At 65.4% G+C, this 18,681-nt stretch carries 20 protein-coding genes and 1 other RNA gene; 12 read left to right on the top strand and 9 right to left on the bottom strand.

What is annotated here, in order from left to right; translation table 11 throughout:
• Positions 1–41: 41 nt before the first annotated feature.
• The 3 genes from fdhA (at position 42) to E2K76_RS18290 (ending at position 2,824) form a co-directional block, all read left to right on the top strand.
• Entirely contained in the window at positions 42–1,223 is a 1,182-nt protein-coding gene (gene fdhA / locus E2K76_RS18300; protein ID WP_136685887.1) for a formaldehyde dehydrogenase, glutathione-independent, read from the top strand.
• Positions 1,224–1,322: 99 nt separating this feature from the next.
• Entirely contained in the window at positions 1,323–2,615 is a 1,293-nt protein-coding gene (locus tag E2K76_RS18295; RefSeq protein WP_136685886.1) for an adenylosuccinate synthase, read from the top strand.
• Entirely contained in the window at positions 2,615–2,824 is a 210-nt protein-coding gene (locus E2K76_RS18290; RefSeq protein WP_136685885.1) for a DUF2842 domain-containing protein, read from the top strand. The genes E2K76_RS18295 and E2K76_RS18290 overlap by 1 nt, the downstream gene beginning before the upstream one ends.
• Here the strand turns inward: E2K76_RS18290 and E2K76_RS18285 are convergent.
• Positions 2,821–3,525, bottom strand: a complete 705-nt coding sequence (locus E2K76_RS18285) for a hypothetical protein (RefSeq protein WP_136685884.1) — start codon at positions 3,523–3,525, stop codon at positions 2,821–2,823. The genes E2K76_RS18290 and E2K76_RS18285 overlap by 4 nt on opposite strands.
• A gap of 114 nt (positions 3,526–3,639) precedes the next feature.
• Here E2K76_RS18285 and E2K76_RS18280 point away from each other — a divergent pair, with 114 nt between their 5' ends.
• Positions 3,640–4,296, top strand: coding sequence for a thiamine diphosphokinase (locus tag E2K76_RS18280; protein ID WP_136685883.1), 657 nt, complete (start codon positions 3,640–3,642; stop codon positions 4,294–4,296).
• On the opposite strand, the gene E2K76_RS18275 is transcribed toward E2K76_RS18280, so the two are convergent.
• The 3 genes from E2K76_RS18275 to E2K76_RS18265 form a co-directional block, all read right to left on the bottom strand.
• Entirely contained in the window at positions 4,277–5,647 is a 1,371-nt protein-coding gene (locus tag E2K76_RS18275) for an L-serine ammonia-lyase (protein ID WP_136685882.1), read from the bottom strand. The genes E2K76_RS18280 and E2K76_RS18275 overlap by 20 nt on opposite strands.
• Before the next feature lie 84 nt (positions 5,648–5,731).
• Positions 5,732–6,133, bottom strand: coding sequence for a hypothetical protein (locus E2K76_RS18270; RefSeq protein WP_136685881.1), 402 nt, complete (start codon positions 6,131–6,133; stop codon positions 5,732–5,734).
• Positions 6,133–7,335 carry a pyridoxal phosphate-dependent aminotransferase gene (locus tag E2K76_RS18265; RefSeq protein ID WP_136685880.1) on the bottom strand — a complete coding sequence of 401 codons (1,203 nt, stop codon included), beginning with the start codon at positions 7,333–7,335 and terminating at the stop codon, positions 6,133–6,135. The genes E2K76_RS18270 and E2K76_RS18265 overlap by 1 nt, the downstream gene beginning before the upstream one ends.
• Before the next feature lie 81 nt (positions 7,336–7,416).
• Between E2K76_RS18265 and E2K76_RS18260 the strand changes: the two genes are divergently transcribed.
• From E2K76_RS18260 to E2K76_RS18250, 3 genes are all read left to right on the top strand, one after another.
• Positions 7,417–7,794: a helix-turn-helix domain-containing protein gene (locus E2K76_RS18260; RefSeq protein ID WP_136685879.1), complete on the top strand. Its 378-nt coding sequence runs from the start codon at positions 7,417–7,419 to the stop codon at positions 7,792–7,794.
• Entirely contained in the window at positions 7,787–8,050 is a 264-nt protein-coding gene (locus E2K76_RS18255) for an FAD assembly factor SdhE (protein WP_136685878.1), read from the top strand. The genes E2K76_RS18260 and E2K76_RS18255 overlap by 8 nt, the downstream gene beginning before the upstream one ends.
• A 63-nt stretch (positions 8,051–8,113) precedes the next feature.
• Positions 8,114–8,611, top strand: coding sequence for a MarR family winged helix-turn-helix transcriptional regulator (locus tag E2K76_RS18250; RefSeq protein ID WP_136685877.1), 498 nt, complete (start codon positions 8,114–8,116; stop codon positions 8,609–8,611).
• On the opposite strand, the gene E2K76_RS18245 is transcribed toward E2K76_RS18250, so the two are convergent.
• The 3 genes from E2K76_RS18245 to E2K76_RS18235 all read right to left on the bottom strand — a co-directional run bounded on the left by E2K76_RS18245 (position 8,605) and on the right by E2K76_RS18235 (position 13,028).
• Positions 8,605–10,596, bottom strand: a complete 1,992-nt coding sequence (locus E2K76_RS18245; RefSeq protein WP_136685876.1) for a capsular polysaccharide biosynthesis protein — start codon at positions 10,594–10,596, stop codon at positions 8,605–8,607. The two genes, E2K76_RS18250 and E2K76_RS18245, sit on opposite strands and share 7 nt — an antisense overlap.
• Positions 10,524–11,609 (bottom strand): polysaccharide biosynthesis/export family protein, encoded by a 1,086-nt coding sequence (locus E2K76_RS18240; RefSeq protein WP_136685904.1) that lies wholly within the window; start codon positions 11,607–11,609, stop codon positions 10,524–10,526. The genes E2K76_RS18245 and E2K76_RS18240 overlap by 73 nt, the downstream gene beginning before the upstream one ends.
• Positions 11,610–11,750: 141 nt before the next feature.
• Positions 11,751–13,028, bottom strand: coding sequence for a capsule biosynthesis protein (locus E2K76_RS18235; protein ID WP_136685875.1), 1,278 nt, complete (start codon positions 13,026–13,028; stop codon positions 11,751–11,753).
• A 127-nt stretch (positions 13,029–13,155) separates the two neighbouring features.
• Here E2K76_RS18235 and E2K76_RS18230 point away from each other — a divergent pair, with 127 nt between their 5' ends.
• From E2K76_RS18230 to E2K76_RS18210, 5 genes are all read left to right on the top strand, one after another.
• A complete protein-coding gene (locus E2K76_RS18230; protein ID WP_136685874.1) occupies positions 13,156–13,743 on the top strand; it encodes a riboflavin synthase in 588 nt (195 codons plus the stop codon).
• A gap of 58 nt (positions 13,744–13,801) precedes the next feature.
• Positions 13,802–14,899: a 3,4-dihydroxy-2-butanone-4-phosphate synthase gene (gene ribB / locus E2K76_RS18225; RefSeq protein WP_136685873.1), complete on the top strand. Its 1,098-nt coding sequence runs from the start codon at positions 13,802–13,804 to the stop codon at positions 14,897–14,899.
• 3 nt (positions 14,900–14,902) lie between these two features.
• Positions 14,903–15,415, top strand: a complete 513-nt coding sequence (locus E2K76_RS18220) for a 6,7-dimethyl-8-ribityllumazine synthase (RefSeq protein ID WP_136685872.1) — start codon at positions 14,903–14,905, stop codon at positions 15,413–15,415.
• Positions 15,412–15,867: a transcription antitermination factor NusB gene (gene nusB / locus E2K76_RS18215; RefSeq protein ID WP_246033018.1), complete on the top strand. Its 456-nt coding sequence runs from the start codon at positions 15,412–15,414 to the stop codon at positions 15,865–15,867. Before E2K76_RS18220 ends, nusB begins: the two co-directional genes overlap by 4 nt.
• Before the next feature lie 415 nt (positions 15,868–16,282).
• Entirely contained in the window at positions 16,283–17,233 is a 951-nt protein-coding gene (locus E2K76_RS18210; RefSeq protein WP_136685871.1) for a DUF481 domain-containing protein, read from the top strand.
• Positions 17,234–17,304: 71 nt separating this feature from the next.
• Here E2K76_RS18210 and ssrS read toward each other — a convergent pair.
• Together ssrS and E2K76_RS18205 are read right to left on the bottom strand one after the other, a co-directional pair.
• A non-coding RNA gene (gene ssrS / locus E2K76_RS21230) (6S RNA) lies at positions 17,305–17,461 on the bottom strand.
• A gap of 43 nt (positions 17,462–17,504) precedes the next feature.
• A complete protein-coding gene (locus tag E2K76_RS18205; RefSeq protein WP_136685870.1) occupies positions 17,505–18,539 on the bottom strand; it encodes a cysteine synthase A in 1,035 nt (344 codons plus the stop codon).
• Positions 18,540–18,681: the final 142 nt, after the last annotated feature.

The raw sequence follows: 18,681 nt of genomic DNA, 5'->3' as shown, positions 1-18,681 counted from the left end.
TCCCCATCTGCGCGTGGAGGCGCGGCAAGGGGAGGAATGCGATGAGCAACCGTGGCGTCGTCTATCTGGGGCCGGGCAAGGTCGAGGTCCAGACCATCGAGGATGCGAAGCTTCAGGCGCCCGACGGGCGGCGGATCGAACATGGGGTGATCCTGAAGGTCATCTCGACCAACATCTGCGGATCGGATCAGCACATGGTCCGTGGGCGCACAACGGCCGAGCCGGGCCTGATCCTTGGCCACGAGATCACCGGCGAGGTGATCGAGAAAGGCCGCGACGTCGAAATGCTGGAGGTGGGCGACATCGTCTCGGTCCCGTTCAACGTGGCCTGCGGGCGCTGCCGTTGCTGCCGCGAACAGGATACGGGCGTGTGCCTGACCGTGAACCCCGCCCGTGCCGGCGGGGCTTATGGCTATGTGGACATGGGCGGCTGGATCGGCGGGCAGGCGAGATACGTCACCGTGCCCTATGCCGATTTCAACCTGCTGAAATTTCCGGATCGCGACCGGGCGATGTCCAAGATCCGCGATCTGACCATGCTGTCGGACATCCTGCCGACCGGGTTCCACGGTGCCGTCAATGCCAAGGTCGGCGTGGGGTCGGTCGTCTATGTCGCGGGGGCGGGTCCGGTCGGGCTGGCGGCGGCGGCTTCGGCGCGCATCCTTGGCGCGGCCGTGGTGATGGTGGGCGATTTCAACAAGGACCGCCTTGAACATGCCCGCAAGGTCGGGTTCGAGCCGGTGGACCTGTCCAAGAGCGACCGTCTTGGCGACATGATCGCCGAAATCACCGGATCGCCCGAGGTGGACGGTGCCATCGACGCCGTGGGGTTCGAGGCGCGCGGCCATGCCGGGGGCGAACAGCCCGCCATCGTGCTGAACCAGATGATGGAGATCACCCGCGCCGCAGGTTCCGTTGGCATCCCCGGCCTTTACGTGACCGAAGATCCCGGTGCGGTGGACGATGCGGCCAAGCAGGGCAGCCTGTCGATGCGCTTCGGTCTGGGCTGGGCCAAGGCGCAAAGCTTCCACACCGGCCAGACGCCGGTGCTGAAATACAACCGCAGCCTGATGCAGGCGATCCTGCACGACCGTCTGCCCATCGCCGACATCGTGAACGCGCAGATCATCTCGCTGGAGGATGCGGCGCAGGGATATGAGAGCTTCGATCAGGGCGTCGCCAAGAAGTTCGTGCTCGATCCGCATGGTGGCCTCGCCGCCTGATCTTTTCCACCGGCGGGTCGTCCCGCCGGTGGTTTTTTGGTTTTCCCCGAAGGCGCCAGCCGCTATAGGACAGACGGTTTTTGCAGAAAGGACCGCCATATGGCCAATGTCGTCGTCGTAGGCGCCCAGTGGGGCGACGAGGGGAAGGGCAAGATCGTTGACTGGCTCAGCGAACGTGCCGATGTCATCGCCCGCTTTCAAGGCGGCCATAATGCGGGCCATACGCTGGTCATCGGCAATACGGTCTACAAGCTTTCGCTGCTGCCCTCGGGGATCGTGCGCGCGGGCAAGATCTCGGTCATCGGCAACGGTGTCGTGCTGGACCCGTGGCATCTGGTGTCGGAAATCGCCAAGCTGCGCGAGCAGGGCGTCGAGATCAGCCCCGAAAACCTTCTGATCGCGGAAAACGCACCGCTGATCCTGCCGCTGCATGGCGAACTGGACCGTGCGCGGGAATCGCAGGCCTCGGTCGCCAAGATCGGCACCACGGGCCGCGGCATCGGTCCGGCATACGAAGACAAGGTGGGACGCCGCGCGATCCGCGTGGCCGATCTGGCCGACGACGCCACGCTCGAGTTGCGGGTCGACCGCGCGCTGGTCCACCATGACGCGCTGCGCCGCGGTCTGGGCATGGAGCCGGTGAACCGCGAGGAACTGCTGGCCAAGCTGCGCGAGATCGCGCCGCAGGTGCTGCCCTATGCCGCCCCCGTGTGGAAGGTGCTGACCGAGGCGCGCCGCGCCGGCAAGCGCATTCTGTTCGAAGGGGCGCAGGGCGCGCTTCTGGACATCGACTTCGGCACCTATCCCTACGTCACGTCCTCGAACGTGATCGCGGGGCAGGCGGCGACGGGCACGGGCATCGGTCCGGGCGCCATCGGCTTCGTTCTGGGCATCGTCAAAGCCTATACCACCCGCGTGGGCGAGGGTCCGTTCCCGGCGGAACTGCACGATGCCGACGGCCAGCGCCTGGGCGAGCGCGGGCATGAATTCGGCACCGTCACGGGCCGCAAGCGTCGCTGCGGCTGGTTCGATGCGGTTCTGGTGCGCCAGACCTGCGCGACCTCGGGCGTGTCGGGCATCGCGCTGACCAAGCTGGACGTGCTGGACGGGTTCGAGACGCTGAAGATTTGCGTCGGTTACGATCTGGACGGCAAGACGCTGGATCACCTGCCAATCGCTGCCGACCAGCAGGCCCGCTGCACCCCGATCTATGAGGAAATGGAAGGCTGGAGCGAATCCACCGCCGGTGCGCGGTCGTGGAACGAGCTGCCCGCAGCCGCGATCAAATACGTCCGCCGGATCGAGGAACTGATCCAGTGCCCCGTCGCGCTGCTCTCGACCTCGCCCGAGCGGGACGACACGATCCTCGTCACCGATCCGTTCGCCGACTAATGAAACTCCGGACCCGCAAGCGGCTGTCTCTCTTGATCCTGCTTGTCGGGTTGCCGGTCTATATCTTCGTGGCGGTCACGGTTGTCAGCATCCTTGACCGCCCGCCGATCTGGGTCGAATTCCTGATCTATGTCGCGCTTGGCATCGTCTGGGCGCTGCCGTTCAAGGCGGTGTTCAAGGGCGTCGGGCGCGACGACCCGGATGCCTAGCTCTTCTGCGCCTCGCGCAGATAGGGCGACAGCGGGGTGACGACGAATTGGCCGCGTTTCAGCTTTTCGATCCGGCCATCGCGCAGCAAGGCGCCGAAGCCGCGCAGCGCATCCTCGCGCACGATGTCCGACACGCTGGACACATGACGCAGCAGTTGCGGGCGCGAGAAATGCGGCCGCCCTTCGATGCAGACGGTCCAGACGGCGGCCGCTTCCATCAATTCGGTCGGCGTGGACGCGCCCAGCCGCGTTGCGAAACTGGCGAATCCGGTGGAGGAAGGCCGATCGACACGCTGCGACAGCACCAGCGGCGGCGGCTCTATCGCCTCGGCCAGATCGGTGCGGTAGGGGTCGGCGCGGTCGGGTTCCGCCTTGGCATTCCCCGCCAGCCGTTCGGCCACGGTCGCGGCAACGGCGGCGCGCAGATGCTGAAGCGCGGACAGGCGGCGGCGGTTCTCGGGTTCTTCCATCTGGCTGTCGGTCTCGCGGATCAGGCGATCGACCGAGTCCTCCTCGGGTTCGGGCTCTGCGGCGGGCGGGGGCTGGGGAACGGAAAGGATGCCGAAGCTGCGATCCCTGGCTGCGATCTCGCGGAACTGTCCGGCGACCTCGCGCAGCGTGGCCAAGGGGTCGTCGAACCCTTCCAGCGTGCAGGAAAACGCGCCATAGGATACGCTCAAAACGGTCTTCTTCTCGTTCATCCCCGCTCCTTCGCAGCGATCCGGGTCCGTTGAGGTGGTAAACAGATCGTGGTCATTTCAGGGATGGAATATGTCGAACGGGATGAAAACTTGCCGCAATCCTACGCTCCTCGCATGAAAGCGCATCTTGTTCAATCGTCAGTCCCGGTGACGCTGGTTGCGGGCGGCCCGGTGGGGCGGCGCGATCTGGCATTGGCGCTGCGTCGGGCGCCCTGTCTGGTGGCGGCGGATGGCGGTGCGGACCGGGCGCTGGCGGCGGGGCGGGTGCCCGATGCGGTGATCGGCGATCTGGATTCCATTTCCGCCGAGGCACGGGACCGGCTTGGCGACCGGCTGCACCGCGTCGCCGAACAGGACAGCACAGATTTCGACAAGGCGCTGCGGAACATCGACGCGCCGTTCATTCTGGCGCTTGGCGTCGCAGGGGCGCGGATTGATCACGGGCTGGCGGTGATGAATGCGCTGGTGCGCCATGACGGCCCGCCCTGTTTCCTGATCGGGCCGGAGGATGTGGTGTTCCACGCAACCTCGGTCCGGCTGCGGATGAAGCCCGGCGACCGGCTGTCCTTGTTTCCGATGGCGCGCGTCACGGGCCGATCAGACGGGCTGCGCTGGCCCGTCGACGGGCTGGACTTTGCGCCCGATGGCCGGGTCGGCACCTCGAACGAGGTGTCCGACCGCGATGTCGGCTTGGATTTCGACGGGCCGGGAATGCTGGTCATGCTGCCCCGCGCCCGTCTGGATGCCGCGATCAGCAGTTCGGCACGTTGACCGCCAGTCCGCCCAACGAGGTTTCCTTGTATTTCTCGTGCATATCGCGGCCCGTCTGGCGCATCGTTTCGACGCAGACGTCAAGGCTGACCAGATGCTGCCCGTCGCCCCGCAGCGACAGGCTGGCTGCCGACACCGCCTTGATCGCGCCCAGACCGTTGCGTTCGATGCAAGGCACCTGAACCAGCCCCTTCACCGGATCGCAGGTCATGCCAAGGTGATGCTCCAGCGCGATCTCGGCGGCGTTTTCCACCTGTTCGGGCGTGCCGCCCATCACCGCGCACAGCCCCGCAGCCGCCATCGCCGCTGCCGATCCGACCTCGGCCTGACAACCGCATTCCGCGCCGGAGATCGAGGCGTTGTGCTTCACCAGCCCGCCGATTGCCGCCGCTGTCAGCAGGAAATCGTCCAGCTTGGCACGCGACGCCCCCGGCACATGGTCCAGCCAGTAACGGATGACCGCGGGCACCACGCCCGCCGCGCCATTGGTCGGCGCGGTCACGACCTGTCCGCCGGCGGCGTTCTCCTCGTTCACCGCCATGGCGTAAAGGCTCATCCAGTCGTTGATCGTGTGGGGCGGGGTCATGTTCATGCCCCGCTCGGCCATCAAGGATGCGTGGATGCCATGCGCGCGGCGGCGCACGTTCAGCCCGCCCGGAAGAATACCGGTCCCGGCGATCCCCCGGTCGATGCAATCATTCATCACCTGCCAGATCCGGTCGATGCCGCGCTTCAGATCGGCTTCGGAGCGAAAGCGCAGCTCGTTCGCGCGTTTCATCTGCGCGATGGTCTTGCCCGATGCCTTGGCCATCGCCAGCATCTCGTCCGCGCGGCGGAAGGGGTGGGGGATGTCGAAACTGGCTGCCGCCTCGGTTTGCGTCATCTGTGCCGCGGTCTTCACGAAGCCGCCGCCGATGGAATAATACGTCTCCTCCAGAATGACGTCGCCTTGCGCGTCGGTCGCGCGCAGGATCATCCCGTTGGCATGGCCGGGCAGGGGCGGGCCGAACTCGAACTGCAGATCGGTGCTTGGGTTGAAGGCCAGCGGGGGCAGGCCCGGCACCTCGATCCGGTGCGTCTCTCGGATGCGGGCAAGGGCAGCCTCGGCGGCTTCGGCGTCATAGGTCGCAGGCTCGAACCCCGCGAGCCCCAGCACCGTGGCCCGGTCGGTCGCATGTCCGACCCCGGTGAAGGCCAGCGATCCGTGCAGCGACGCGCGCAGCCCATGCGGCTGGAACGGGCTTGCCCGCAGCAGGTCGAGGAACTGCGCAGCGGCCACCATCGGCCCCATCGTGTGCGAGGAGGACGGGCCGATCCCGACCTTGAACATGTCGAACACGGAAAGAAACATCTCGGCACCCCTTTGCACCATTGTCGCGCCGCGCCAGACGCGCGGCGGTGCGAAAACCGACATAAGGATGCAGGAAGCGACCGTCTAGGGCTTGCCCAGCCGGTCGGCCTTCTTGCGCACCAGCACGCTGCGCAGATCGTGCATTGCCAGAAGCAGCGCATCCGTGACCTGTTCCAACTGATCGTCGCTGGCGCGGGTCTGCGCCCAATGGGCGGTCAGGTTCATGTGATCGACGGCGCGCAGGATGTCGTCCACGTCGCGCCGCGCCAGCACCTCCTGCCGCGCGGCGATCCAGGCGCGGATCTCCTCCTCGTCGCGCGGGGAAAGTGTCAGTTCGCCATGCGGCTTGAAGTCGCCGTTGCGGATGTTGATCGTGGCGATCTGGTCCATGTCGATCCGGCGCTGGCGGTTTTCCACATCGATGCGAAAGACCGCCGCGCCATTCTCGCGCACCCGGAAGAAATAGTCGGGAAGCTCGCCCGCCATCAGCGCAGCGCGGCGCAGAAGGTCTGGATGCGGCGGCAGGCCTCCTCCAGCAGCTTGTCCGAGGTGGCATAGCTGACGCGGAAGTTCGGCGACAGCCCGAAGGCGGCGCCGAACACGACGGCAACGCCGTTCTCCTCCAGCAGCGCCGTGGCGAAGGTTTCGTCATCCGCGATCAACGTGCCCCCGGCCGAGGTCTTGCCGATGCAGCCCGAAATGTCGGGATAGACGTAGAAGGCGCCTTCAGGCGTCGGGCAGGTGATGCCGGCGGCCTCGTTCAGCATGCCGACCACCAGATCGCGGCGGCGCTGAAACAGGGCCTTGTTCTCGGTCAGGAATTCCTGCGGGCCGGTCAGCCCTTCCAGCGCGGCATATTGCGACACCGAACAGGGGTTCGACGTCGATTGCGACTGGATCGTGCCCATCGCCTTGATCAGCGCCGCCGGACCCGCGGCATAGCCGATGCGCCAGCCGGTCATGGCATAGGCCTTGGACACGCCGTTGCAGGTCAGCGTGCGGTCATACAGGCCCGGCTCGACCTGCGCGGGGGTGACGAATTCGAAGTCGTCGAAGACCAGATGCTCATACATGTCGTCCGACATGACCCAGACATGCGGGTGCTTCATCAGCACGTCGGTCAGCGCCTTCAACTCGGCCCGCGTATATCCCGCGCCGGTCGGGTTCGAGGGCGAGTTGAAGATGAACCACTTGGTCTTCGGCGTGATGGCGGCGTCCAGCGCCTCGGGGGTCAGCTTGAAGTTCGATTCGATCCCGGCCGCCACCGGAACCGGCGTGCCGCCCGCCAGCAGCACCATGTCGGGATAGGAGACCCAATAGGGCGCGGGGATCACCACCTCGTCGCCGGGATTCAGCGTGGCAACGAAGGCGTTATACAGGATCTGCTTGCCGCCCGTGCCGACCGACACCTGCGCGGGGGTGTATTTCAGCCCGTTCTCGCGTTCGAATTTCTCGCAGATGGCCTTCTTCAACTCCGGAATGCCGTCCACGGCGGTATATTTCGTCTTCCCCGCATCGATGGCGCGCTTGGCGGCGTCCTTGATGTTCTGGGGCGTGTCGAAATCCGGCTCGCCCGCGCCAAGGCCGATCACGTCGCGGCCCGCGGCCTGAAGCTCGCGCGCCTTGTTGGTCACGGCGATGGTGGGGGACGGCTTCACACGGGACAGCGTGTCGGAAAGGAAGGCCATGTCGGCTCCGTTGATTTGAACTTCGCGCCGCACTGTCTTAGGGTGAGGCTCAACTGCGTTCAAGCGAAGAAGGAGAGCGGCATGACCGTTGTGGACGACTGGTTCAGTGCGGACCGGGCGACCTTCGGCGACCGGCTGGCTGCGGCACGCGAGGCGAAGGGGTTCACGACCGAGGCGCTGGCCGAACGCATCGGTGTGCGCCCCGAAGTTCTGGACGGCTGGGAGAATGACCTGGCCGAACCGCCGTCCGCGCTTCTGGCGGTGCTGGAGCAGGTGCTTGACCAGCCCGGCGAATGGATGGTCACGGGCGAGGGCAACGGGCTTTCCGGCCCCGTGGCGGCCCCCGATACGCTGGCTTCGGTGCTGGACGATCTGACGCGGTTGCGCGGGCAGCTTGACGGGCTGGTGGCCGAAGTTGCCAAGGTGGAAGCACGTCTGCGGGGATTGATTCATGGATGACCGTCTGAAACGCCTGTCGATGCGGTCGTGGCGGCGCGGCATGAAGGAGATGGACCTGATTCTCGGCCCGTGGTCCGACCTGCATCTGTCGGGCTTGTCCGAGGCCGAGATCGCGGATTACGAGCGGCTGCTGGAAGAAAACGATCAGGACCTGTTCGCTGTCGTTCTTGGCCAGCAGGAGGCGCCCGCCGCCATCGCGCCGATGATGACCCGCATCTCTGCCTTCGCGCGGGAGCGTTTCGCGAAAAATTCCTGAAAGTTTACCTTATGTTTTCGTTTCGTCCCGATTCTGCCTTCAAGCAAGGATCGGAGACGACACATGAGTATTCACGCGCCTGTTCTGGATGGGTCCCGCAAGGCCCTGATGATGAGCTATCTGGAAACGCTGGTGATGGTCGAACGCCTGCACCGGCTGCTTCTGGACGTGGTGAAGGACGAATTCGAGCGGTTGAACCTGCTGGAGATCAACCCCGTGCAGGCGCTGCTGCTGTTCAACGTCGGCGAAAACGAAGTGACGGCGGGCGAGCTGAAGACCCGCGGCTACTATCAGGGTTCCAACGTCAGCTATAACCTGAAGAAGCTGGTGGAGCTTGGGTATATGCACCACCAGCGGTCCGAGATCGACCGCCGGTCCGTCCGCGTGCGCCTGACGGAAAAGGGGCGCGACGTGCGTGACATCATGACCCGCCTGTTCGCCCGCCATGCCGAGGGGCTGGAGGTGCGCGGCATGGTCGGGGCCGAGGGAATGGAAGACATCAACCAGTCGCTCAAACGCATGGAGCGTTACTGGACGGAACAGATCCGCTATATCTACTGACGCCACAGATGGGCGCGGCTGGCCAGAAGGCCCTGCGCCTTGGCCAGAAGACGGAGCGCACGCCCCGGATGCGGGATGCGCCCATGCGCCAGACGGTCGAGGATCACTTCGGGCGGGCAGGGCAGCCCGCTGACCGGATCGTGATAGCGCGGATAGGCGATCAGCGCGGCATGGGCCAGCGCCATGACCGTCATCGTCTGGCGTTCCGGCACCGGGCCCAGATCGCGCGTCAGCCCCCGCCCGGCATAGAAGGGGGCGCCAAGGCAGGTCACGGGCTTGCCGCGCAAAAGCGCTTCGAACCCTAGAAGCGAGGTCATCGTCCAGACCTCGTCGCAGGCGCGGATCAGCGCGATCGGGTCGGCATTGCGGGCGATCACGTCGGCATCGGCGTCGATGGCACCGGGGCGCAGACCCGCCTCCACATCCGGGTGGGGTTTGTAGACGATGACCGCATCGGGGTTCTCGCGCCGCACGATCGCCAGCAGATCCGCATTCCGCCGCACCGTACCGCCGCCCAGCCGGATCGACGCGTCATCCTCCACCTGTCCCGGCACCAGAATGCGCCGCCCCGGCGGCAGATCCGGCAGCGCCCCGCCCAGATTGTATTTGCTGAGACCGGTCGCAATCAGCCGCTCCACCAGCCGCCGCGTGCGCGGCAGGTCGGCATCGCCCGCCCGGTCGATCCCGCTGGGGCGCGAGGGGTCGTAATAGATGCCCGTCAGGTCCGTCACCAGCGACAAGGGCGGCACCAGCTCCGCACCAAGGCCGCGCGAGCGCAGGAACCCGTCCTCCACCCGCCGGATCGGCTGCTTTGACGCAAACCCCTCCGGCTCCCGCCCCGCCCAGAGGAGTATGCCGCGCCCCTGCGCCTCGGCCAGTGTCTTCGCGCGCGCGGGATCGTCGGTGAAGACCAGCGGCCTTTCGCGCCCGAAGACCTGCTGCATGTGCCGCCGTTTCCACAGCCGCATGCCCAGCGCGACGTGACCATGGCGATCTTCGCGAAAGGCGCGGGTTTCGGCTTCAAGCTGGTCCACCGCCTCCTCGAAGCTGCACAGGCGGTCGCGGCAGGGGTCATACCAGATCGGCGCAAGGATCATCGCGGCGGCGAACAGCGCCTCGGCACTGGCGGGGGGGCGGTGCAGGGGGCGCTCATCCGCCGTCAGCCCCCAACCGGCATAGAAGGGCGTGCCGAAGATGCGCGGGCGATGCCCCGCCAGCACCGCCTCGAACCCCATCTGCGACGACACTGCATAGACCGCATCCGCCCCCTCCAGCAGCTTCCAGGGCGAGGTGTCGGCATATCCGCCCTCCAGATGACCGGGGCGGGCGGGGTGCCCCTTCACGACGATGCGCTTGCCGGGGTTTTCGTCCCGCGCCGCCTGCAACATCCGCGCAAAGGCCGCCGGATCAGGGGCCGAGGCATCGTCCCGCACCTGATCGATCACCAGCACATAACCCGGCGCGGGCAGCGGCGCGTCAGGATCGAAGGCGTTGTATTTGGACAGCCCGATGCGCCGCAGCCGCGCGATCCCATCCCGCGCACGGGCCAGAAGCGCGTCGCCCATCGGTGCCGAAATCAGCCGTTCCAGCGTCGAAGGGGTGGAGGCGTCGAAATGAACCCCTTCGCCGATCATCAGCCCAAGCGGCGGATGCGCGGCGCCGGGGTGGACGGATCGCAGAAAAGCATCCTCGGCCCGGATCAGGGGAACGGCGCGGCGGGCCGCAACCGCCTCGCCCCGCTTGGCATAGGGGCTTTGGCCCCAGACGATCACGCCATCCTGCGGGCCGGGCAGGCCCAGATGCAACGAATGCCCGGCAAGTTCCAGAATGCGCCGGACGCGCCTCTGCCGCAGAAAACCGAGGTTGTAATGAAAAAGCCGCCGGGGAATCCCCCCGGCGGCGGTGTCTTGGCTCACTGGCCGACGTCGGTGATCGTGTTCGCCGCGCTGGCGGTGCCGGTGATGGCCTGAATGGTCTTGGTCCATTGGACGAAGGGCGCCTCGGTGACATAGATCGTGTCGCCGTCGCGCACGAGGAAGTCGCGCGCCTGGAACATGCCCGACGGTTCCGTCAGGTCCAGCACATAGACCATGCGCTGATCGCCCACGAGGTCATTGCGCCCGAGGATCTTGCGCGACAGCGTCTGCGTTTCGTCCCGGAATACGAAGACGCCGGTCGGATCGGCAAGGTTGGTCGAAAGCCCGCCGACGGTCGCAAGGGCTTCCAGCGCCGACATGTCCTGCCGCTCGAACGGAACGACGGTCTGGCCGGTGGCGCCCAGCGCAATGAAGTTGCGGCGGTCGCGTTCCACGACGATCTGGTCGCCGGGGCGCAGGGCGATGTCCAGCCCCGGATCGTCATAAAGGTCCTGAAGCCAGATCTGCCCCGTCTGCCCGCCGCGCGTCACGCGGATCAGGGCGGTCGTCGGCTCGATATTCACGCCGCCCGCTGCGGCCAGCATCGAGGTCAGCGTCCGCGTCGGCTGCGTGATGGGATAGACGCCCTGCACGTTGGCCGAACCCGTGACCGAAACGGTGGACCCGTCGCCCGCCAGCCGCTGCACGGTGACCTGCGGATCGGGGGTCTGGCTGTCGAGGTTGCGCGTGATCTCCTCGCGCAGCCCCTCGGGCGTCAGGCCCGCGGCGCGGATGCGGCCCGCATAGGGCACGAAGATGAAGCCCTGCCCATCCACCTGCACCTGATCCAGCGCCGAGACGCGCTGCCCGGTATTGCCCAGTAGCGGATCGTCACGGACGTTCTCGAACACGGTCAGGCCCAGCGTGTCGCCCGCCGCGATCGTGTCGGACCCCACCAGCCCCGCGCTGCGGAAGGCCGAACTGAACCCATAGGTCGGCGAGACCGAAACCGCCCGCGCGACGGCGGCGGTGACGGACACGATATGCGCGTCGCCCCCGTTGAGGACCGAGCTTTCGAAAATCTCTTTCTTGTTGGGGCCGGACCGGGGAAGGCCGCAGGCACCCACGGCCGTCACAATCATCGTCAGCGTCGCAAGACGCGCGCCTCGTGCTGCTGTCCTGATCACGTCGCCTGTCCCTCTCGGCTTTTTTCACTTTTCTGGCACTGCTGCGTTCTTATACGGATTCGCGCGGTGCAGAAGCCAGAAAAACCGTTCAAACCTTCATTTTACGATCCGAAGCTGTTGCCGCGGTGCTGCGCTGCCCATGACCAGCGCGTCATAGGGGTCCTCGGGGGCCAGCATCATGTCCACCACCTGCCGCAAAAGCGCCCGCCGCCCGCGCGTGGAATAAAAGCCCCCCGGCACCTGCGAGGTTTCCAGCAGATAGTGGCGATAGTCGCGATAGGCGCGGCTGTCGGGGCGCAGGGGGCGGGCGAAGAAATCCGCGATGGGCTGGGGCGACACGAACTCCGGCTTGCCATAGACCGCCGATCCAAGCGCCTTCAGCGGAAGCCCGCGCCAGAGCACCTGCTGCGCCGCCGTGGAATTGACCGTCACCGCCCCGCGCGCATCGTTCAACAGACCTGCCAGCTTGCCGCCCTGCACGAAATGGACCCGCGCCTCGACGTCATGCGCCTTCGCCAGTCGCGCGATGTCGGCCGCGACGGGGGCGCGCCCATCCTCCAGCGGGTGGGCCTTGAACACCAGATGGTGGTGCTGCGCCGCCCCTTTTGCAAAGCCGGCGATCACGACCTCCAGAAACTCGGCCATGGTGGCGAAGGGGGAATGCATCCGAAAGCTCGAATCATGTTCAAGCTGCAGCAGCACCAGATGATAGGGGAAGCCGCCCCGCATGATCCGCCGCGTCGCCAGAACCCGCGCCAGACGGTGCCACGGCATCAGCGCAAGGCGGCGCAGATAGAGCCGGAACTCCTGCCGCACGGTCAGCGCGCGGTGGGGGCGGAAATTGCCATAGCCGCGCCCCGTCATCACGAACCAATGATACAGCGCGCCCCAGAAGACATGCTCCTTCATGTCGCCCCAGCGTGCGGGGGCGTCGGGCAGGTCCATGTCCGATTGCCCCAGCGCCGCCTGCATTTGCGCGATGCCCAGCGACATCAGCCGCGAATTGCCGTTCGACCCGCCGCGTTCATAGGTGACCCAGTGCGGGCGAAGGTAGCCTTCCTCGAACACGTGAACGGTCAGGCCGCGCCGCTTGGCGATGCGGACGGCTTCGGCGTGGATGGGGCGGGTGTCGCCGTAAAGCACGATGTCGGTGATCTGCCGCTCGTCCAGCAATTCCTCCAGCCGTCCGGGCCAAGCCTCGGGCGCGTCGCGGAAGGGGATGTAGCTGGCGGCGGGCCAGAAGAACTGATCACCGCGGTTGAAGCCGACGCGCCAGACCTTCGCCCCCGACGCCTCCAGCCCCCGGCCAAGCAGGCGGAACCACGGCCCGTGCGGGCCTTGCAGGAATAGAAATGCCCGATCCCCACCGCTCATGAAAGGAAATACCTGTCTGGGTTGTGATTAACGAAACGCTACAACATGTGCGTGTTTGCGGCAAGCGGCGGGCTTGTGATCGGCTTGGGCTGGCGTTACCTCGGTTGCCAAACACCGGGGAATTGGCATGTTCACAGGCATCATCACCGATATCGGCACCGTCATCGAGACCGAGCAGCGGGGCGATCTGCGCGCCCGCATCCGCACTGCCTATGACACGGGCCGCATCGACATCGGCGCGTCGATCGGCTGCGACGGGGTCTGCCTGACGGTCATCACGCTGGGCGACGACTGGTTCGATGTCGAAATTTCCGCCGAGACGGTGTCGGCGACCAATGTCGGCGGCTGGGCGCCGGGCAAACGGCTGAACCTTGAGCGCGCGCTGAAGGTCGGGGACGAACTGGGCGGGCATATCGTGTCGGGCCATGTGGACGGCGTGGCCGAAGTGGTGCGCGTCGCCCCCGAGGGCGACAGCCTGCGCGTGACCTTCCGCGCGCCGGAGGAGTTGGCGAAGTTCATAGCGCAAAAAGGCTCGGTCACGCTGAACGGCACGTCGCTGACGGTGAACGAGGTCGAAGGGCGCGATTTCGGCATCAACTTCATCCCGCACACGCAAAAGGCGACGACCTGGGGCGATGTGGCCGTGGGGCAGCCGGTCAATCTGGAAGTGGACACGATGGCCCGTTACGTCGCGCGTTTGCGCGATTGGGCTTAAGATATGGCAATCGCCGCCCGCCCGCGTTAAGGGCAGGGCAGGCTGCTGGGGACAAGCGATGAGCGACAAGACCGAATTTTCCGATGCCATCTCCTCGGTCGAGGAGATCATCGACGACGCCCGCAACGGGCGTATGTTCATCCTCGTCGATCACGAGGATCGCGAGAACGAGGGCGATCTGGTGATCCCCGCGCAGATGTGCACCCCGGCGGCGATCAACTTCATGGCCACCCACGGGCGCGGTCTGATCTGTCTTGCCATGACCGGCGCGCGGATCGAGGCGCTGGGCCTGCCGCTGATGAGCCCCAAGAACGGCTCGCGGCACGAAACCGCCTTCACCCTGTCGATCGAGGCGCGCGAGGGCGTGACGACCGGCATTTCCGCGCATGACCGGGCGCGCACCGTGTCCGTCGCGATCGATCCCACGAAGGACGGCGATGACATCCATTCGCCGGGCCACGTCTTCCCGCTGCGCGCCAAGGATGGCGGCGTTCTGGTCCGCGCGGGCCATACCGAAGCTGCCGTCGATGTCAGCCGTCTGGCCGGGCTGAACCCTTCGGGCGTGATTTGCGAGATCATGAACGAAGACGGCACGATGGCGCGTCTGCCGGATCTGGTCGCCTTCGCCCAGCGTCACGGGCTGAAGATCGGCACGATCTCCGACCTGATCGCCTATCGCCGTCGCTATGACAATCTGGTGTCCGAGCGGGAGGTGAAGCACGTCCATTCCACCTTCGGCGGCGACTGGATGCTGCGCCTTTACGCGGATGAACCCACGGGGGCCGAGCATATCGTGCTGACCAAGGGCGACATCACCACCCCCGAGCCGGTTCTGGTGCGGATGCACGCGTTGAACCCGCTGGAGGATGTGCTGGGCCTGTCCGACCGGGGCGGAGAGCTTCCGGCGGCGATGCAGCAGATCGCCAACGAAGGGCGCGGCGTCATCGTGCTTTTGCGCGACACCAGCCTGAAACTGCCGCAAGCCGGCGAGGCGTCGCCGCAGACGCTGCGCCAATACGGGGTGGGGGCACAGATCCTCGCCTCGCTGGGGCTGCACAGCCTGACGCTGCTTTCCAATTCCGCGTTGCCCCGCGTCGTCGGGCTGGAGGCTTATGGCCTGGCCATCGCCGGCACGCGCCCGCTTACCAAGGACTGAATCATGGCTGCTTCGGAACAGCACTACACCCTGCCGCTGCCAAGCTTCGACAAGCCTGTGCGCCTGGCGATCATCGTTGCGCCCTATTACCGCGACATCTGCGACAGCCTGATCGAAGGCGCCAAGGGCATCGCCGCCGATTGCGGTGCCGAGGCCGAGGTGATCGAAGTCCCCGGCGCGCTTGAGGTGCCGACGGCCATCGTCATCGCCGACCGTCAGGGGGGCTTTGACGGCTATGTCGCGCTGGGCTGCGTGATCCGGGGCGAGACGACGCATTACGAGACCGTCTGCAACGACAGCAGCCGCGCGATCACGCTGCTTGGGCTTCAGGGACTGTGCATCGGCAACGGCATCCTGACCGTGGAGAACCGCGAACAGGCACTGGTCCGGGCCGAGGTGGCGGGCCAGAACAAGGGCGGCGGCGCGGCTGCTGCGGCGCTGCACCTGATCGCGCTGTCGCGCCGGATGAAGGCGCCCAGCCGCGGCATCGGCTTCCGCCCCGAGGTGCAGGCATGACCGACAAACGCCAGATGAAGTCCGCCGCGCGGCTTTATGCCGTGCAGGCGCTGTTCCAGATGGAGCAGCGCGGCCAGACGGTGGAAACCGTGGTGCGCGAATTTACCACGCATCGTTTCGGCGCCGTCTATGACGGCGAGGAGATGGCAGACGGCGATCCGACGCATTTCAAGCATCTGGTCGATGTTGCAGTGAACCGTCAGGCGCTGATCGACCAGATGACCGACCGTGCGCTGGTGGCGAAATGGCCGATCGACCGCATCGACTCGGTGCTGCGGGCACTGTTCCGCGCCGCGGGGGCCGAGATGGTGGAGGGCAATACGCCCCCCAAGGTGGTGATCAACGAATTCGTCGATATCGCCAAGGCCTTCTTCCCCGATGGCAAGGAGCCGAAATTCGTGAATGCCGTGCTGGATCACATGGCGCGCGAGGCAAAGCCCGAAGCGTTCTGAGCCCAGGTCTTCGAAAGCGATCCGTTTTGCACCCGCGACAATCGTCGCGGGTGTTTTTTTGTGTGCCATTTGGGCAACAAGGCGCTTCACGAAATCCTACCGCGGCCCGGATTTGGCACGAAATTTGCAACAGAGGCGGGGGAGAATTGATCCCTCGCAGCCTTTGAATAACGGAGCGTGCGCAGCACAACCGTTACGTTACGTTGCGTCATATTGATGATTTTTCTTCAAAATGCGCCAAAATTGGCCTGTTCTGCCGCTTAAACGCTTCAGGTTCCCGCCGATTGTAAAAAAATCCATCGGAGGCGGCGGGGTGGATTGACCGGCCCTAGCGTCTACTTTCGTTCACGGCACGAGGTAAACGGCCATCCCTTGCAAGAAGGCTCGGGATAATCCGGTTTGAAAGGACAGGAAGATGAAGAAGAACCTCAAGATCGCGGGCGTTTCCGCACTGGCTCTGATGCTGGCGGTTCCGGCATTCGCTCAGTCGGCAGCGGACACGATCGTGAACCCGAATGCGATCGACGACCAGATCGACCTGCAGAACTTCCAAGTCCAGCAGCAGTTCGACCGCGCCAATGATGAATACCGCTTCGGCTCGCCTAACTATCGCGAAGGTCTGTCGGGCAGTGCGTCGCTTGGCTATGCCGGACAATCGGGCAACAGCGAAGGGCAGAACCTGAACATCGGCGCGCGCCTGACGCACTCTTATGGTCAGTTCTCGCAGAACCTGTCGTTCCTGATGAACTTCTCCGAGGATGACGACGGTCAAGCGTCGCGTGAAGACGTCTTCGGCGTGTATGATGGTATCTACAACATCAACGACCGCTTCTATGGCTTCGTGATGGGCCGTGTGCGGACCGACGGTCTGGCAGACGAGGTCACCAACTCCGAAGCTCGCGATTTCGCCAGCGACAACGGCCTGACCGGCATCGGCGTCGCGGACGACCTGACGCAGGCCCAGCGCGACCAGATCATCTCGGATTCGGTCGAACAGGACGCCTTCATCGGCGTGGGCCCGGGTATCCGCATTTTCGATACCCCGGATCTGGCATGGCGCGTTCAGGCCGGTGTCGGTCAGTCCTACCTGAAGTTCGGTGACGGGCGTTCGGAAAGCGAAGTCGGCTATGTCGCGTCGTCGCGCCTGTATTGGAAGATCAACGACAACGTGTTCATCACCAACGATACTGACGTTCTGGACTCGGACGAAGCGCTGCGCGCCAACAACGATCTGGGTGTGAACTTCCGCATCACCGAAGCGTTCTCGACCCGCGTCAGCTATCTGTCGGACTACAACGAAGCGCGCACCGGCACGCAAAAGCGCACCAACAACACGCTGGGCGTGTCGCTGGTCTACGGGTTCTAAGGAACCCGTTCTACGCAAGAAGACTGACTTGGGGGTGGCGAAAGCCGCCCCTTTTTTATGGGGCGTGGGTGGCGGGAACCGCAGCAACCGTGAAGGTTTGAATTTCCCGAGAGCCTGAAAAATCAGGTGGGAGCCAGGTATCAGGACCAGGATCCTGACAGAGCCAGCCCCCTCGGAAATGCTTATCGGCCACTGGAAAAGGACCTCGCACGCGAAGAGCAGAAACCCGCCACCCCGTCAGATAGGGCGCGGCGGGGCGGCCCGCAAGGGGTCAGGCGTCCTGGAACACCGTGGGCAGCGGTTCGGGCGCGCGGTCCAGCCATTCGGGCACTGGCAGGCCCTTGGCCTTCAGGAAATCCGGATTGAACAGCTTGGACTGATACCGGTTGCCATAATCGCACAGGATGGTGACGATGGTGTGGCCCGGTCCCATCTCCTGCGCCATGCGGATGGCTCCGGCAATGTTGATGCCCGACGATCCGCCCACGCACAGGCCTTCGTCCTGAAGCAGGTCGAAGACGATGGGCAGCGCCTCGGCATCGGGGATGCGCCAGCTGTAATCGGGGGTGAAGCCTTCGAGGTTCGCTGTGATGCGTCCCTGACCGATCCCTTCGGTGATCGAGGTGCCGGGGGCATCGAATGCGCCGGTGGTGTAATAGGCATGGAGGGCCGCGCCCTCGGGGTCGGCAAGGCCGATCTTGACGCCCTTGGGTTGCAGTGCAAGCCCGACGCCCGCCAGCGTTCCGCCCGATCCGACCGCCGAGACGAAGCCGTTCACGCGGCCCTCGGTCTGCTCCCATATCTCCGGCCCGGTGGTCTCGATATGGGCGAGGCGGTTGGCGGTGTTGTCGAACTGGTTGGCCCAGATCGCGCCGTTCGGCTCGGTCTTCGCCATCGCCTCGGCCAACCGTTGGGAATACCGGACATAGTTGTTGGGGTTCTTGTAGGGCGCCGCGGGAACCTGGACCAGTTCCGCCCCGGCAAGGCGGATCATGTCCTTTTTCTCTTGGCTCTGGGTTTCAGGGATCACGATGACCGTGCGAAAGCCCATCGAGGCGCCAACCAGCGCGAGGCCGATTCCCGTATTGCCGGCAGTGCCTTCGACGATGGTGCCGCCGGGCTTCAGCGCCCCGCGTGCGATCGCGTCGCGGATGATGTAGAGCGCGGCGCGGTCCTTGACCGATTGGCCGGGATTGAGGAACTCCGCCTTGCCCAGGATCTCGCATCCGGTGATCTCCGAAGCTTTGTTCAGCCTGATCAGGGGCGTGTTGCCGATCGTGTCGGCAAGGTTCTTCTGGATGCGCATTGGGACCTCCGTTTCGTCAAGGTGTAGGCAGCGGGGGGCGGAAACTCAAGCATTGGCGTCGCATCGGGGGTTGCGCCCGCGTGTCGGGCGGGAAACAAAGTTCCGTGACGAAAAGGAGAACTGGAATGCGCACCCGTGCCGC

This window comes from Falsirhodobacter xinxiangensis (assembly GCF_004959935.1).
Taxonomy (GTDB): Bacteria; Pseudomonadota; Alphaproteobacteria; order Rhodobacterales; family Rhodobacteraceae; genus Falsirhodobacter; species Falsirhodobacter xinxiangensis.
The sequence above is the reverse complement of the archived record's forward strand: the minus strand, read 5'-3'. Positions and strand labels throughout refer to the sequence as shown.

Bases quoted from the DNA above. Each gene is read 5' to 3' on its own strand.
- E2K76_RS18235 (WP_136685875.1), bottom strand. From the start codon at position 13,028: ATGAGCGGTGGGGATCGGGCATTTCTATTCCTGCAAGGCCCGCACGGG.
- E2K76_RS18250 (WP_136685877.1), top strand. From the start codon at position 8,114: ATGAGTATTCACGCGCCTGTTCTGGATGGGTCCCGCAAGGCCCTGATG.
- E2K76_RS18290 (WP_136685885.1), top strand. From the start codon at position 2,615: ATGAAACTCCGGACCCGCAAGCGGCTGTCTCTCTTGATCCTGCTTGTC.
- E2K76_RS18260 (WP_136685879.1), top strand. From the start codon at position 7,417: ATGACCGTTGTGGACGACTGGTTCAGTGCGGACCGGGCGACCTTCGGC.
- E2K76_RS18265 (WP_136685880.1), bottom strand. From the start codon at position 7,335: ATGGCCTTCCTTTCCGACACGCTGTCCCGTGTGAAGCCGTCCCCCACC.
- E2K76_RS18245 (WP_136685876.1), bottom strand. From the start codon at position 10,596: ATGGACCAAGACCATTCAGGCCATCACCGGCACCGCCAGCGCGGCGAA.
- fdhA (WP_136685887.1), top strand. From the start codon at position 42: ATGAGCAACCGTGGCGTCGTCTATCTGGGGCCGGGCAAGGTCGAGGTC.
- E2K76_RS18205 (WP_136685870.1), bottom strand. From the start codon at position 18,539: ATGCGCATCCAGAAGAACCTTGCCGACACGATCGGCAACACGCCCCTG.
- E2K76_RS18210 (WP_136685871.1), top strand. From the start codon at position 16,283: ATGAAGAAGAACCTCAAGATCGCGGGCGTTTCCGCACTGGCTCTGATG.
- E2K76_RS18230 (WP_136685874.1), top strand. From the start codon at position 13,156: ATGTTCACAGGCATCATCACCGATATCGGCACCGTCATCGAGACCGAG.
- E2K76_RS18240 (WP_136685904.1), bottom strand. From the start codon at position 11,609: ATGATTGTGACGGCCGTGGGTGCCTGCGGCCTTCCCCGGTCCGGCCCC.
- nusB (WP_246033018.1), top strand. From the start codon at position 15,412: ATGACCGACAAACGCCAGATGAAGTCCGCCGCGCGGCTTTATGCCGTG.
- E2K76_RS18270 (WP_136685881.1), bottom strand. From the start codon at position 6,133: ATGGCGGGCGAGCTTCCCGACTATTTCTTCCGGGTGCGCGAGAATGGC.
- E2K76_RS18275 (WP_136685882.1), bottom strand. From the start codon at position 5,647: ATGTTTCTTTCCGTGTTCGACATGTTCAAGGTCGGGATCGGCCCGTCC.
- ribB (WP_136685873.1), top strand. From the start codon at position 13,802: ATGAGCGACAAGACCGAATTTTCCGATGCCATCTCCTCGGTCGAGGAG.
- E2K76_RS18255 (WP_136685878.1), top strand. From the start codon at position 7,787: ATGGATGACCGTCTGAAACGCCTGTCGATGCGGTCGTGGCGGCGCGGC.
- E2K76_RS18280 (WP_136685883.1), top strand. From the start codon at position 3,640: ATGAAAGCGCATCTTGTTCAATCGTCAGTCCCGGTGACGCTGGTTGCG.
- E2K76_RS18295 (WP_136685886.1), top strand. From the start codon at position 1,323: ATGGCCAATGTCGTCGTCGTAGGCGCCCAGTGGGGCGACGAGGGGAAG.
- E2K76_RS18285 (WP_136685884.1), bottom strand. From the start codon at position 3,525: ATGAACGAGAAGAAGACCGTTTTGAGCGTATCCTATGGCGCGTTTTCC.
- E2K76_RS18220 (WP_136685872.1), top strand. From the start codon at position 14,903: ATGGCTGCTTCGGAACAGCACTACACCCTGCCGCTGCCAAGCTTCGAC.